Here is a 14783-nt window from a genome sequence, read left to right as displayed (position 1 = left end):
ATGTTGCGGACCGAGCGCCGGGGCGATGTGCTGGTCCTGACGCTCAACCGGCCCGAGCGGCTCAATGCGGCGCCGCCAGCACTGTTCGATGCCATTCGCGAGGCGCTCGACCAGCGCGGCGACGCCCGAGCGGTGCTGCTGGCCGGTGAGGGGCGGGCCTTCTGCTCCGGCGCGGATATTTCGGGAAGCGATGTCGGACCGGAGACGGTGCACCGCGCGCTGGTCGAGCATTACAATCCGGCGATGCTGGCGCTGGCCGAACTGCCCATTCCCGTCGTCAGCGCGGTGCGCGGCGCGGCGGCGGGAATCGGGTGCAGCCTGGCGCTGGCTGCGGATTTCTGCGTGACGAGCGAAACCGCTTATTTCCTCCATGCCTTCGTCAATATTGGGCTGGTCCCCGATGGCGGCGCGAGCTGGATGTTGCCGCGTCTGATCGGCCGTGCCCGTGCCGCGGAAATGATGCTGCTGGGCGAGCGGGTGGCGGCGGCCAAGGCGCTCGACTGGGGCCTGATCCACAAGGTCGTCGCGGACGATGCGTTGGACGCACAAGCCTTCGCGCTGGCCGAGCGACTGGCGGCGGGGCCGAGCGTGGCGCTGGGCCTGATGCGGCGTGCGCTTCAGGCCGGCTTCGAGAGCGATTATGCCACCGCATTGGCTCGCGAGGCGGAGGACCAGCGTACCGCCCGCGCGACGCAGGACGGCGAGGAAGGCGGTCGGGCCTTTTTCGAGAAGCGCCCGCCGCGTTTCCTCGGGCGCTAGCAGCCAGAGACTTGCGCGCGTATGATGATTTCGCTCTAGTGAAACAAAATAAGTATCGCGCGTAACGATTGGATGAGGAGTGGCCGATGGCCGAACGCCCTGACATGGCCGATTGGGAGTCGCTTGCCGCGAAAGAGGTAAAGGGGCGTGATCTCGACTGGCAGACGCCCGAGGGGATCACGGTCAAGCCGCTCTATACCGCTGACGATGTAACGACCGACCCCGGCCTGCCGGGCTTCGCGCCGTTCACGCGCGGCGTACGCGCGACCATGTATGCGGGCCGCCCCTGGACGATCCGGCAATATGCGGGCTTCTCCACCGCTGAGGAGTCGAACGCCTTCTACCGGCGCAATCTGGCGGCGGGGCAGAAGGGATTGTCGGTCGCCTTCGACCTCGCCACCCACCGGGGCTATGACAGCGACCACCCGCGCGTGACCGGCGATGTCGGCAAGGCGGGCGTCGCGATCGACACGGTCGAGGATATGAAGATTCTGTTCGACGGCATTCCGCTCGATGCCATGTCGGTCAGCATGACGATGAACGGCGCGGTGATCCCGGTACTCGCCTTCTTCATCGTCGCGGCCGAGGAACAGGGGGTTCACCGCTCGAAGCTGGAAGGGACCATCCAGAACGACATCCTCAAGGAGTTCATGGTCCGCAACACCTATATCTACCCGCCCGAACCGAGCATGCGGATCATCTCGGACATCTTCGCCTATACCAGCGCCGAGATGCCTAAGTTCAACAGCATCTCGATCAGCGGCTATCACATGCAGGAGGCCGGGGCGACGCAGCTCCAGGAACTGGCCTTCACCATCGCCGACGGCATGGAATATGTGAAATACGGCGTGGCGTCGGGCCTCGACATCGACAAATTTGCCGGGCGCCTGTCCTTCTTCTTCGCGATCGGCATGAATTTCTTCATGGAGGTCGCCAAGCTGCGTGCCGCGCGCGTGCTGTGGCACCGGGCGATGACCCAACTGGGCGCGAAGGACGAGCGCTCCAAGATGCTGCGCACCCATTGCCAGACCTCGGGCGTGTCGCTGACCGAGCAGGACCCCTATAACAACGTCATCCGCACCACGATCGAGGCGATGGCGGCGATGCTGGGCGGGACGCAATCGCTCCACACCAATGCGCTGGACGAGGCGATCGCGCTGCCCACCGACTTCTCCGCCCGGATCGCGCGCAACACGCAGATTGTGCTGCAGGAAGAGACGGGGATGACCAAGGTCGTCGATCCCTTGGGTGGCTCTTATTATGTCGAGAGCCTGACCCAGAGTTTGGTCGATGGCGCCTGGGAGCTGATCGAGCGGATCGAGGCCGAGGGCGGCATGGTCAAGGCGGTCGCGGCGGGCTGGCCCAAGGCGATGATCGAGGAAGCCGCCGCCGCGCGCGCCGCCAAGGTCGACCGGGGCGAGGATGTGATCGTCGGGGTCAACAAATACCGGCTGGCCGATGAGGCGCCGGTGGAGATCCTCGATATCGACAATCATGCGGTGCGGGCGGGCCAGGTGGCGCGGATCGCAGCGGTGCAGGCGGCACGCGACGAAGCGGCGTGCCGGGCTGCACTTGATGCGCTGCGCGATGGCGCACACGGCAAGGGCAATCTCCTCGCGCTGGCGGTGGAAGCGGCGCGGGCACGGGCGACTTTGGGCGAGATTTCCGCCGCGCTGGAGGATGTGTTCGGCCGTTATGGCACGCAGCCCAGCCCGGTAGCGGGCGTCTATGGCGGAGCCTATGCCGAGGACGAACGCTGGGCGCGTCTGATCCGGGGCGTCGAGGCGGTCGAACGTCGCCTGGGCCGCCGTCCCCGGCTGTTCGTCGCCAAGATGGGTCAGGACGGACATGACCGGGGCGCGAACCTCGTCTCCTCGATGTTCGGCGATCTGGGGTTCGAGGTGGTGCCGGGACCGCTCTTCCAGACGCCCGAGGAAGCCGCGCAAGTGGCGTTGACCCGCAACGTCGATGTCGTCGGTGCCTCGAGCCTTGCCGCGGGCCACAAGACGCTGATCCCCGAGCTGATCGGCCATCTGCGCGAGGCGGGCCGCGCGGATATCAAGGTCATCGCGGGTGGCGTTATTCCCGCACAGGACTATCAGGCACTCTACGATGCCGGGGTACAGGCGATTTTCGGTCCCGGCACCAATCTTGTGAAAGCGGCCGAGGATGTGCTGAGGCTGCTGGGCCATAATATGCCGCCCGAGGCGGGCGAATGACAGGACGACACGTGATGACGACGACACCCGCGCTGAGCTCCGAGGCGACCCCGCGCACCGACTGGACCCGCGCCGAGATCGCCGCGCTGTTCGACCTGCCCTTCACCGAGCTGTTGTTCCGCGCGGCCGAGGTGCACCGCGCGCATCACGCCGCCGATCAGGTTCAGCTGTCGACGCTGTTGTCGATCAAGACGGGCGGCTGCCCCGAGGATTGCGGCTATTGCAGCCAGTCGACCCATGCCGATACCGGGCTGAAGGCGACCAAGCTGATGGACCCGCGCGCCGTGCTGCAGGCGGCGGCGCAGGCCAAGGATCACGGCTCGACGCGCTTCTGCATGGGCGCGGCCTGGCGCAACCCCAAGGATCGCGACATGCCCGCCATCGTGGAGATGGTGAAGGGCGTGCGCGCCATGGGCATGGAAACCTGCATGACGCTGGGCATGCTGACCGATGCACAGGCGCAGACGCTCGCCGAGGCGGGGCTGGACTATTACAATCACAATATCGACACGTCGCCCGAGCGTTATGGCGACGTCATCACCACGCGCAGCTTCGGCGAGCGGTTGGAGACGTTGGAGCATGTCCGCGATGCCGGCATCAATGTATGCTGTGGCGGTATTGTCGGCATGGGTGAGACGCGCGGCGACCGGGTCGGCTTCATCCATGCGCTTGCCACCCTGCCGGTCCATCCGGGCAGCGTGCCGGTGAACGCGCTGGTGCCGGTCAAGGGCACGGTATTGGGCGATATGTTGGCCGACACGCCGCTGGCCAAGATCGACGATATCGAATTCGTCCGCACCGTCGCGGTTGCGCGCATCACCATGCCGCATTCGATGGTCCGCCTGTCGGCGGGGCGCGAGAGCATGTCGGATGCCACCCAGGCTTTGTGCTTCCTGGCGGGCGCGAACTCGATCTTCACCGGCGACAAGCTGCTGACTGCGGGCAATGCGGGCGACGACAAGGACGCAGCGCTCTTCGCCCGGCTGGGGCTCACGCCCATGGCGGCGGAGTGCAAGGTGGAATTGGAAGCGGCGGAGTAAACAGGCTTCGCCGGTTGTCCCCGGCGAAAGCCGGAGCCCAGTTGCGGTGAAGTAGGGGTGGTGCGCCACCCGAATGGCATTCGACACGGACCAACGACATAATAGGAGAGGTATCCCCGTGTTCCAGAAAATCCTGATCGCCAATCGCGGGGAAATCGCGTGCCGGGTGATCCGCACGGCGCGTGCGATGGGCATCGCCACGGTGGCGGTCTATTCGGACGCCGATGCGGGGGCGCCGCATGTCCGGCTGGCCGATGAATCGGTGCGTCTCGGGCCGGCCCCAGCCGCCGAGAGCTATCTCAAGGCCGAACTGATCCTCGCCGCCGCCAAGGCAACGGGGGCGGATGCGATCCACCCCGGTTACGGCTTCCTGTCCGAGCGGGAGAGCTTCGCGCTCGCCTGTGCCGAGGCGGGCGTGGCGTTCATCGGCCCGCCGCCGAACGCGATCGCCGCGATGGGCGACAAGATCGAATCCAAGAAGCTCGCCAAGGCGGCCGGCGTCAATGTCGTACCCGGCTATCTGGGCGAGATCGCCGATACCGAGGAAGCCGTGCGCATCGCGTCGGACATCGGCTTCCCGGTGATGATGAAGGCGTCCGCAGGTGGCGGCGGCAAGGGGATGCGGCTCGCCTGGTCCGAAGCCGATGTCCGCGAAGGCTTTGAGGCGACCAAGCGCGAGGGCCTCGCGTCCTTCGGCGACGACCGCGTCTTCATCGAGAAGTTCATCGAGAGCCCGCGCCATATCGAGATTCAGGTGCTGGGCGACCAGCATGGCAACATCGTCTATCTTGGCGAGCGTGAATGTTCGATCCAGCGCCGCCATCAGAAGGTGGTCGAGGAGGCCCCGTCGCCCTTCGTCACGCCCGAGATGCGTCGCGCCATGGGCGAGCAGGCGGTCGCGCTGGCACGTGCGGTCGGCTATTATTCGGCCGGCACCGTCGAGCTGATCGTCTCCGGCGCGGACCCGAGCGGGGAAAGCTTCTACTTCCTGGAAATGAACACCCGGCTTCAGGTCGAGCATCCCGTGACCGAGGAGGTCACCGGCCTTGATCTGGTCGAGCAGATGATCCGCGTGGCGGCGGGCGAGAAATTGGCCTTTACCCAGGACGAGGTGACGCTGACCGGTTGGGCGGTCGAGAACCGCGTCTATGCCGAGGACCCTTATCGCGGCTTCCTGCCCTCGACCGGGCGGCTGGTGCGCTACAACCCGCCCGTCGAGCATTGCGATGAATCGGTCCGCGTCCGCGTCGATGATGGCGTCGCCGAGGGCGGCGAGGTCAGCATGTTCTACGACCCGATGATTGCCAAGCTCGTCACCTGGGCCCCGACGCGCGAGGCGGCGATCGATGCGCAGATCGCCGCGCTCGACGCGTTCGAGATCGTGGGGCCGGGGACGAATATCGACTTCGTATCGGCTCTGATGCAGCATCCGCGTTTCCGCTCGGGGGAATTGTCGACCGGTTTCATCGCCGAGGAATATCCCGAAGGCTTCCACGGCGCGCCTGCCTCCGAAGACCTGACCCGGACCCTGGCCGCCATCGCCGCCTTTGCTGCGACGGCCGAGGCGGATCGGGCGCGGCGGATCGATGGGCAACTCGGTCACCGGCTGCAGCCACCCGCCGACTGGACGGTGCGGATCGGGGGCGTGGATCACGCGGTCAACGTGTCGACCGATGGTCTTAGCGTCGACGGCGCCGCGCTCGATCTCGCCATCGCCTATACGCCCGGTGACCGGATGATCGCGGTCGAGGATGAGGCGGGTGAGACGCTGCATGTCCGCATCGCCAAGACCCGCACCGGCTTTCGCCTGACGACGCGCGGCGCCAGCCATCAGGTCCGCGTCCTTCCCGCCCGCGCCGCCCCTTATGCGACGCACCTGATCGAGAAGGTGCCTCCCGACCTCTCCAAATTCCTGATCGCGCCGATGCCGGGCCTGCTCGTCCGCCTCGACGTGGGTGAGGGAGACAAGGTGGAGGCCGGTCAGCCGCTCGCGGTGGTCGAGGCGATGAAGATGGAAAACATCCTGCGCGCCGCCAAGTCGGGCACCGTCAAGGCGATCGCCGCGAAGACCGGCGACAGCCTGGCTGTCGACGCTGTCATCCTGGAATTGGAGTAAGTCGAACGACAGCCGAAATGTCCCGGCTGTCGTTCGCCTGACGTTTCCGTCACATTGCCACAGATTGCGACACAATCGGGCTGGACGCGACCGCGACCGGCGGGCAGGTTCGCGCCCATGAAGCCTCGCACCCGCGTCCTTCTTCTGGCTCCGGCGGCTCTGGCCGGTTGCACGGTTGGTCCTGATTATCGTCCCGCTGCCTCCTCGGAGCTGGGGGTCCCCGATCAATGGTCGGTCCCTGCCGCCAATGCCCAGGCGCAGGACCTGACCCGGTGGTGGCGGTCGTTCGACGATCCGTTGCTGGTCGAACTGGTCGAGCAGGCGGTCGTCGCGAACACCGATGTCGCCCAGGCGATCGCCCGGCTGCGCCAGGCGCGCGAAAGCCTGATCCAGAGCCGCGCCGCGCTGCTGCCCACCGTGTCGGGTTCGACCGGCTATCAGCGCAACGAGAATCTGCGCGGTGGCGGGCGAAGTTTCACGCTACCCGACGGCACCGTCGTCGACACCGGCGGGGGCGGCAGCAACAGCTTCACCGTGGGCCTGTCCGCCAGCTATCAGGTCGGCCTGTTCGGTGAAGTCCGCCGCACGGTCGAGGCGACCCGCGCCACCTATGAGGGGGCCGGGTTCAGCTATGCGGCGACGCTGCTGACCGTCGAGAGCGAACTGGCGCGCAATTACATGCTTGCGCGCGCCTATCAGGCGCAGCTCGCTAATGCGCGCGCCAGCCTGGCGCTGCAGGATGACAATTTGGAGATTGCGGGCTTCCGCGTGCAGGCGGGCCTCGTCTCCTCGCTCGACGCGGAACAGGCGCGCAGCCAGCGGGCGCAGACCGCCGCGACGATCCCGTCGATCGAACAGCAATATAATGCCGCCGTCTCGCGGCTGGGCGTGCTGACCGCGCAAGCGCCGGGGGCGCTGAAGTCGCGGCTGGCGGCGGTGCGGCCGATCCCGCGCGGGCCCGCCGCCATCGGCGTCGGCATCCCGGCCGATATCCTGCGCCGTCGTCCCGATGTCCGCGCCGCCGAGCGCAACCTGGCCGCCGCGACCGCGCGGATTGGCGTGGCGCAGGCGGCGCTCTATCCCGCGCTCGCCATCTCCGGGAATATCAACACGGCGGCGACCAGCCTCGGCTCGCTGGGCGATGCGATCACCGGCAGCCTGTTCGCCGGGCTGACCCAGGCGATCTTCAACGGTGGCCGGCTGCGGTCCCAGGTGCGCAGTGCCCGCGCGGTCGCCGAGCAGAATTATGCCGCCTATCAGGGCACGGTGCTGCTCGCGCTCGAGGATGTCGAGAATGCGATCGTCGCGCTCAACACCGCGCGCGAGCGCGAGCGGCAATTCGCCATCCAGCTCGACGCCGCGCGCAACTCGGCGATCCTGGCGCGCAGCCAGTATCGCACCGGGCTGACCGATTTCACCACCCTGTCGCAGCAGGAGGCCGCGCTGCTCAGCGCGCAGAACGGGCTGGTCCAGGCCCGCTCCGATGCCGCCACCGCGCAGGTCTCGCTGTTCGCCGCGCTTGGCGGCGGGTGGGACGCCGATACCATTCCGCAAGCTCCGCCGCTCGCGGCCCCAACCCCGGACAACCGCTGATGGCCGACCAGACTCTCGACGATTTCCTGGGCGTGAAGCCCCAGCCGCGCTGGCGCAAATGGGTGCAATGGGGTGTGGTGGCGGTCGGCGTCGTGCTACTCCTACTGTTGCTCAAAAGCTGTTTCGGCGGCTCGGACGAGGCGGGCTTCGCGACCGCGCCGGTGACGCGTGGCAACCTGACCGTGACGGTATCCGCCACGGGCAAGTTGGCGCCGACCAGCCAGGTGACGGTCGGCTCGCAGCTATCGGGTCTGGTCACCAAGGTCGTGGTCGATGTGAACGACCGAGTGCGGGCGGGCGAGGCGCTGGCGCTGATCGATCCCGAACAGATCGACGACCAGATCCGCGCTGGGCAAGCGACGCTCAACGCCAATCAGGCACAGGTTGCGCAGGCGCGCGCCACCGTGGCCGAGGCACAGGCGCAGCTCGCCCGTCTGGAGCAGGTCTATAAGCTGTCGAACGGCCGTGTGCCCTCGGCCACCGAGCTTCAGGCCGGCCGCGCCGATGCGCAGCGCGCTGTCGCCGCACTCCGCGTGGCCGAGGCCAATGTCGCCGCTGCCCGCGCGCAGCTTGCCCAGTCGCAGACCCAGCGCCAGCGTGCGATCATCCGCTCGCCCGTGTCGGGTGTGGTACTGGCGCGGCAGGTCGATCCGGGTCAGACGGTCGCGGCGTCGTTCAACACGCCGACCCTGTTCGTCATCGCCGAAGACCTGACGAAGATGAAGCTGGAAGTCGCGATCGACGAGGCCGATGTCGGCGAGGTGAAGGTCGGGCAAAAGGCCAATTTCACCGTCGATGCCTTTCCGGGCCGCACCTTCCCCGCGACGATCACCCGCGTCGATCTGGGATCGAACCTGACGGTCAGCGCGGCGACCTCGTCCACCTCCTCGACTGCAAGCACGACGTCGACGGCGGGGCAGGTGGTCAGCTATGCCGCCGACCTGACGGTGGCCAACCCAGACCTGCAACTGCGCCCCGGCATGACCGCGACCGCCGATATCGTCACCTCGGACAAGCAGGGCGTCATGCTGATCCCCAACGCGGCCTTGCGTTTCAAGCCTTCGGATGGGGCCGGGCAGGGTGGCGGCGGCATTGCAGGCTCGCTGACCTTCCGACCGCGTCGTGACCGGGCCGCGCGCACCGCGACCGTGCAGCGCGGTGCGACCCAGACCGTCTATGTCCGGGGCAATGACGGCAAGCCGCAGCCGATCCAGATCGTCACCGGCGATACCGACGGATCGGTGACCGAAGTGCTGTCGGGCGGGCTGAAACCCGGCATGCAGGTCATCACCGGCCAACTCGCGGGTGGCGAGGGCGCCGCGCCGCGCGGCGGCGGCCCGCGTCGTCAGGGCGGCCAGCAGGGTGGCGGGGGCGGCGGTGGCCGCTGATGCCCCCCTCATCCAGTTGCGTGGCGTCACCAAGACCTATGGCAGCGGTGCGACCCAGTTCCAGGCGCTGAAGGGTGTCGATCTGGACATTGCGGCGGGCGATTTCGTTGCGGTGATGGGGCCCTCGGGCTCGGGCAAGTCGACGACGATGAACATCCTGGGGTGCCTCGACGTGCCGAGCGGCGGCAGCTTCCTGTTCCGTGGCCATCATGTCGAGACACTGGACCGCGACCAGCGCGCAATGCTGCGGCGGCGTTATCTGGGCTTCGTGTTCCAGGGCTTCAACCTGTTGTCGCGCACCACCGCGCTGGAGAATGTCGAACTCCCCTTGCTCTATCGCGGCGAGGACAAGAAGACTCGGCGCGAACTGGGCATGGCGGCGCTGGAGAAGGTCGGGCTCGACCAATGGTGGGACCATACCCCCGCCGAGCTATCGGGCGGACAGCAGCAGCGTGTGGCGATCGCCCGCGCCATCGTCACCAGCCCCGACGTGCTGCTCGCCGACGAGCCGACCGGCAACCTCGATTCCGAGCGCTCGGTGGAGATCATGGAGTTACTGACCGGGCTCAACCGGGACAGCGGCATCACCGTGCTGATGGTCACGCACGAGCCTGACATGGCCGCCTTTGCGCGCACCGTCATCCATTTCAAGGATGGGCTGGTCGAGCGGATCGAGGCGCAGCACCGACCGGGCGAGATTCCCGCCATGGACCTCCACTGATGTTCGGCACCACGCTCCTCCTCGCGATCCGGTCGATCCGACGGCATTTGTTGCGCTCTTTCCTGACGACGCTGGGTATCGTGATCGGTGTCGGCGCGGTCGTGACCATGGTGACGCTGGGCAAGGCGACCACGGCCGCCGTGCAGCAGCAGATTTCGTCGCTGGGCACCAACATCCTGCAGGTCCGGCCCGGCCAGGGCTTCGGACGCGGCGGCGGCGGCCCGCGCCCGCCCGATTTCAAGCCCGAGGATGTCGAGGCGATCGCCGACCAGATTGCGGGTGTGACGGCCGTCGCCCCGCAAGCGCAGACGACCGCGACCGCCATCTATGAGGGCGCCAACTGGTCGACGACCGTGACCGGTACGACGCTCGCCTATTTCACCGTTCAGCCATGGCCGCTGGCCTCGGGCCGTACCTGGACCCCGGCGGAGCAGGCGGCGGGCAAGGCGGTGTGCATCATCGGCAATACCGTCCGCAAGAACCTGTTCTCCAACACCGATGCGGTCGGCAAGCGCTTCCGCATCGGCGCGATCAGTTGCGACGTGATCGGCGTGCTGACGACGCGCGGGCAGGGCGGGTTCGGCGATCAGGACGATGTCGTGCTGATGCCGATCAAGGCCGTGCAGCGCCGTTTCATCGGCAGCCGCGACATTCGCCTGATGCTGGTCGGTGTCGATCAGGCCTATTCGACATCGGCGGTGCAGAGCTCGCTGACCGACCTGCTGCGCGAACGGCGTCACATCACCGGCGGCAAGGATGACGACTTCAATATCTTTGACACCAAGCAGATCAGCGACACGCTGACCAGCACGACGACGATGCTGACCCGGATCGTCGCGGCGGTGGCGGCGATCAGCCTGGTCGTCGGCGGCATCGGCATCATGAACATCATGCTGGTGTCGGTGACCGAGCGGACGCGCGAGATCGGCATCCGCCTGGCGATCGGCGCGGTCGCGCGCGAGGTGCTGATGCAGTTCCTGGTCGAGGCCGTCGTGCTGTCGTGCCTGGGCGGCATCGTCGGGCTCATCCTGGCGCAACTCATCATCGCGGCGCTGGTGCCGATCATGCAGGTCCCCTGGACCTTCGATCTTCAGATCAACATCATCGCCTTTGCCATTTCGGCGGTGATCGGGGTGGTGTTCGGCTATTTCCCCGCGCGGCGGGCGGCGGCGCTCAATCCGATCGATGCGCTACGCCACGAGTGATGGTCCGTTCGGGGGCGTGAACGAGCTGGCGTAGCCGTTCCAGGTCCTCGGGCGTGTCGATGTCGATCAGCTCGGCGGGAGAGGTCACGACATGACGCCCGCCGGCCACCAGCTTGCGAGCGCCTTCGTCGCCCTCCAGTTTCAGCAAAGCGTCGAACTGGCCCGACCCGAAGACGCCCGGCGGGGTCGGATATTCGCCATTGCTCGACACCACCACCGCGTCCGGGCCGTCAAAGGCGTCGAACAGGCGATAGATATGCGCCGCCGTCACGCGCGGCATGTCGGCGAGTGCGATCAGAATGGCCTTGGGAGAAGACGGGATCGCCTCCTGTACGCCGAGATGCAGCGAGAAAGACATGCCCTTGGCGATGTCGTTATTGTGGATCACGCGATAGCCGCGTGAGGCGAAGTCGAGCTGGCATCCATCGGTCACCACGATCCGGTCGGCGAAGGGAATGCTCTCCAGCGCGGTGGTGACGTGAAAGCCCACCGGCTTGCCGAGAAACTCGGCCTCCAGCTTGTTCTCCATCCCGAAGCGGCTCGATTGTCCCGCCGCCAGCAGAACCAGAACCACATCCTCAGCGTCGATCATGAAAGGCTCCTATCATCGCCGCCGCGATCGACAATGCGATCTCGGAGGGGCCGATCGCGCCGATGTCCAGGCCGACAGGGCCGTCAATCCGGTCGATCGTTGACAAGGAAACGCCCATCGCGGCGAGACGCTCCCGCCGCGCCGCATGGCTGCGCCGACTGCCTAGCGCGCCGACATAGGCGGTGGGGTGGGCAAGTGCGGCGACGAGGGCAGGGTCGTCGATCTTGGTATCATGGCTCAGCGTCACCACCGCCGTAGCGGGGCCGGGGGAATAGGCGGCGACCGCTTCATCGGGCCAGCGATCGTCGAGTGTGACTCCGGGAAAACGCTCCGGCGTGAGGAAGCGGGCGCGGGGGTCGATCACCACCGTCTCGATGCCCAGGGTCTGGGCAAGTTGGGCGAGGCTCTGCGCGATCTGCACCGCGCCGATGATCAGCAAACGGCGCGGTGGGTCGTAGCGGTTGGCGAAGACCTCGCCCGTCTCGACGGGGCGCTGGTCGGCCTTGCCGGTGCTCAGGTCGGTGGTGACGGTCAGCGAGCGCCCCCGTTCCCGCGCCTCGGCAATCCGGTCGAACAGTTCGGGGTCGAACCCCTCCGCCGATACGGGCTGCACCATCACCGCGATCTCGCCGCCGCAAGGCAGCCCGACTTCCCAAGCCGAAGTATCCGCCACGCCATAGCGCTTCACCTGGAACGGCGCGCCGCCAATGACCTCGGCAGCGGTGTGGAGGATGTCGTTCTCCACACAGCCGCCCGATACTGATCCCTCGAAGCGGCCATCGGCATGGACCAGCATATGACTGCCACGCGGACGCGGCGCCGACCCCCAGGTCGACACCACCGTTGCGATCGCCATCGGCTCGCCACGCCATTCTCTCGCGGCGGCCAAAACCCGGTCATTATCGCTCATCAAAGCGCCGGGAGATGATCGAGCAGCTTGTCGAGCGTGATCGGCATCTCGCGCACCCGGACGCCGGTGGCGTTGTAGATGGCGTTGACCACCGCCGGGGCCGCGCCCGAAATGCCCAGTTCGCCGATCCCCTTGGCGTGGATCGGGTTGGCGTGGATGTCCCGCTCATCGAGGAAATGGACTTCGAGCTGGGGCACGTCGGCATTCACCGGCACATGATATTCGGCGAGGTCGTGATTCACCAGCTTGCCGGTGCGCGAGTCGTGGATCAGTTCCTCGGTCAGCGCGGTGCCTATGCCGAAGGTCATGCCGCCCAGGCACTGCGAGCGCGCCGTTTTGGCGTTGAGCACTCGCCCCGCGGCAAACACGCCCAGCATCCGCCGCACCCGTACCTCGCCGGTGACGACATTGACGCCGACCTCAGCGAAATGCGCGCCGTAGCTGGCCTGGTTGAACTGCTTTTCCTGTTGGCCGGGCTTGATCTCACCGATCGCGGACAGACCATCCTTACCGACCAGCTCGGCCAGCGGCACCGAGCGATTGTCGCCGATCGCCATGCCGTCCTTGAGCGTGAGGTTCTCCGGCTTGACGCCCATCGCCTTGGCCAGCTTCTCGCGCACCCGCTCGGCGGCGAGGTACACGGCCGAGCCTGCCGATGCCGCGCCCCAGGAGCCGCCCGAGCCGGCGGCGGGGGGATCATTGGTATCGCCCAACGACATCGTCACCTTCTCGACCGGCAGGCCGAGGATCTCGGCGGCGATCTGCGCCATGATCGTATAGCTGCCCGTGCCGATATCGGTCATCGCCGAGGAGACGGTGGCGCTGCCATCGGGATGGAGTTCGACCTTGGCAGCGGACTGCTGCAACTGGTTGGAGCGGCACGCGGCGGCGACGCCCATGCCGATCAGCCAGTCGCCCTCACGCCGCTGCCCGGCCTTCTGGCGCTGGTCCCAGCCGAAATGCTTGGCCCCTTCCTCCAGCGAGCGGGTCAGGTTGCGCGAGGAATAGGGGACCTTGAGTTCGGGGTCCTGTTCGGGATCGTTGATCTTGCGCAGGTCGATCGGGTCCATGCCGATCTTCTCCGCGAGTTCGTCCATGGCGCATTCCATGCCGACCATGCCCACCGCCTCGCCCGGCGCACGCATCGAGCCGGAGAGCAGCCAGTTCAGCCGCACCACGTCATGGTTGATCCGCCGATTCTCGCCCGCATAGAGGAAATGCGTGCCGATCCCGACGGGCTCGAAGAAATCCTCGTCCGGCAGGTTCGACGTGATCGACTCGTGGCCCAGTGCGACGATCCGGCCCCCCGCTTCGGCACCCAGCCGCATCCGCTGCTCGGTGTTGGAACGCCGCACGGTGGCGTCGAACACCTGCTGGCGCAGCATCACCGCCTTGACGGGACGGTTCAGCCGCTTGGCGGCGATGGCGGCGGCGACACTCTCGGGCGCGATGCCTAGCTTCGATCCGAAGCCGCCGCCGATATAGCGCGAGATGATCCGGACCTTGGACTGGGACACGCCCAATGACTTGGCAAGCTGCTGCGCGTCCGAGGTTGGCATCTGGTACGCGCCGTACAGCGTCAGTGCGCCGTCTTCCCATACCGCGATCGAGGCATGGGGCTCCATCGCCGCCGAGTTCTGGCTGGGGGTGGTGTAGGTGACGTCGATCTTGACCGCGGCATTCTCGAACGCCTTGTCGAAATCGCCCTGGTCGTAATGGCCCTTGATCAGTCCATCGGGGGCGGGCTCGGCCTGATCCTTGTTCGCTTCATAGTCGAAATTGCCGTCGAGCGGCTCATAGTCGACCTTCAGCCGCTTCGCGGCGTCGCGCGCGACCTCGAAGCTCTCTGCGATGACGATGGCGATGATCTCGCCGAAATAGTCGACGGTGCGCACCCCTTGCGTCGGGGCTTCGGTCTCGCCGCCCTGCTGCGGGTTGCGGATGAAGCTGGCATAGTCGGTGATGACGTCGATCACGCCGGGGATGCTCTTTACCGCATCGGCGTCGATCGACTTGACCTTGGCATGACCCTTGGTCGCGCTCACCAGCACGCCATGCGCGCAGTTCTCGATGGCATATTCGGCCGCATAGGTGGCGGTGCCCGTCACCTTTTTGGGGCCGTCCACTCGATCGAGCGGTTTGGAAATCACCCCCTGCACACCCGTATCGAGCAGGCTGTCGGGGTGCGGCTGATTCATGGTCAGCGCGTTCGTGTCGTCCTTGCCGAATCCGAACATGGG

11 protein-coding genes are annotated in these 14783 nt (G+C 66.8%); 8 read left to right on the top strand and 3 right to left on the bottom strand.

The genetic code is table 11. The annotated features are described in order from the left end of the window. From SP6_RS18035 to SP6_RS18000, 8 genes are all read left to right on the top strand, one after another. Positions 1 to 759, top strand: coding sequence for an enoyl-CoA hydratase-related protein (locus SP6_RS18035; protein WP_007406797.1), 759 nt, complete (start codon positions 1 to 3; stop codon positions 757 to 759). Positions 760 to 845: 86 nt separating this feature from the next. Continuing rightward, a complete protein-coding gene (gene scpA, locus SP6_RS18030) occupies positions 846 to 2978 on the top strand; it encodes a methylmalonyl-CoA mutase (RefSeq protein WP_007406790.1) in 2133 nt (710 codons plus the stop codon). A gap of 14 nt (positions 2979 to 2992) precedes the next feature. Continuing rightward, positions 2993 to 4018, top strand: coding sequence for a biotin synthase BioB (bioB, locus tag SP6_RS18025; protein WP_042469419.1), 1026 nt, complete (start codon positions 2993 to 2995; stop codon positions 4016 to 4018). Positions 4019 to 4136: 118 nt separating this feature from the next. Continuing rightward, a complete protein-coding gene (locus SP6_RS18020) occupies positions 4137 to 6134 on the top strand; it encodes an acetyl-CoA carboxylase biotin carboxylase subunit (RefSeq protein WP_007406805.1) in 1998 nt (665 codons plus the stop codon). Between the two features lie 117 nt (positions 6135 to 6251). After that, positions 6252 to 7727 (top strand): efflux transporter outer membrane subunit, encoded by a 1476-nt coding sequence (locus tag SP6_RS18015; RefSeq protein ID WP_007406802.1) that lies wholly within the window; start codon positions 6252 to 6254, stop codon positions 7725 to 7727. Next, positions 7727 to 9115: an efflux RND transporter periplasmic adaptor subunit gene (locus SP6_RS18010; RefSeq protein WP_007406782.1), complete on the top strand. Its 1389-nt coding sequence runs from the start codon at positions 7727 to 7729 to the stop codon at positions 9113 to 9115. Before SP6_RS18015 ends, SP6_RS18010 begins: the two co-directional genes overlap by 1 nt. After that, positions 9105 to 9836 (top strand): ABC transporter ATP-binding protein, encoded by a 732-nt coding sequence (locus SP6_RS18005; RefSeq protein ID WP_007406806.1) that lies wholly within the window; start codon positions 9105 to 9107, stop codon positions 9834 to 9836. The genes SP6_RS18010 and SP6_RS18005 overlap by 11 nt, the downstream gene beginning before the upstream one ends. After that, positions 9836 to 11041, top strand: a complete 1206-nt coding sequence (locus tag SP6_RS18000; protein WP_007406784.1) for an ABC transporter permease — start codon at positions 9836 to 9838, stop codon at positions 11039 to 11041. The genes SP6_RS18005 and SP6_RS18000 overlap by 1 nt, the downstream gene beginning before the upstream one ends. Here the strand turns inward: SP6_RS18000 and SP6_RS17995 are convergent. The 3 genes from SP6_RS17995 to SP6_RS17985 are packed head-to-tail and all read right to left on the bottom strand — an operon-like array spanning position 11010 to position 14780. Further along, complete coding sequence (locus tag SP6_RS17995; RefSeq protein ID WP_037569936.1) at positions 11010 to 11633, bottom strand: nucleotidyltransferase family protein; 624 nt, start codon at positions 11631 to 11633, stop codon at positions 11010 to 11012. The genes SP6_RS18000 and SP6_RS17995 overlap by 32 nt on opposite strands. Next, a complete protein-coding gene (locus SP6_RS17990; protein ID WP_007406801.1) occupies positions 11620 to 12543 on the bottom strand; it encodes an XdhC family protein in 924 nt (307 codons plus the stop codon). Before SP6_RS17990 ends, SP6_RS17995 begins: the two co-directional genes overlap by 14 nt. Continuing rightward, a complete protein-coding gene (locus SP6_RS17985) occupies positions 12543 to 14780 on the bottom strand; it encodes a xanthine dehydrogenase family protein molybdopterin-binding subunit (RefSeq protein ID WP_007406792.1) in 2238 nt (745 codons plus the stop codon). Before SP6_RS17985 ends, SP6_RS17990 begins: the two co-directional genes overlap by 1 nt. Positions 14781 to 14783: the final 3 nt, after the last annotated feature.

It is taken from the genome of Sphingomonas paucimobilis NBRC 13935 (genome assembly GCF_000739895.2).
Classification (GTDB): Bacteria; Pseudomonadota; Alphaproteobacteria; order Sphingomonadales; family Sphingomonadaceae; genus Sphingomonas; species Sphingomonas paucimobilis.
The sequence above is the reverse complement of the archived record's forward strand: the minus strand, read 5'-3'. Positions and strand labels throughout refer to the sequence as shown.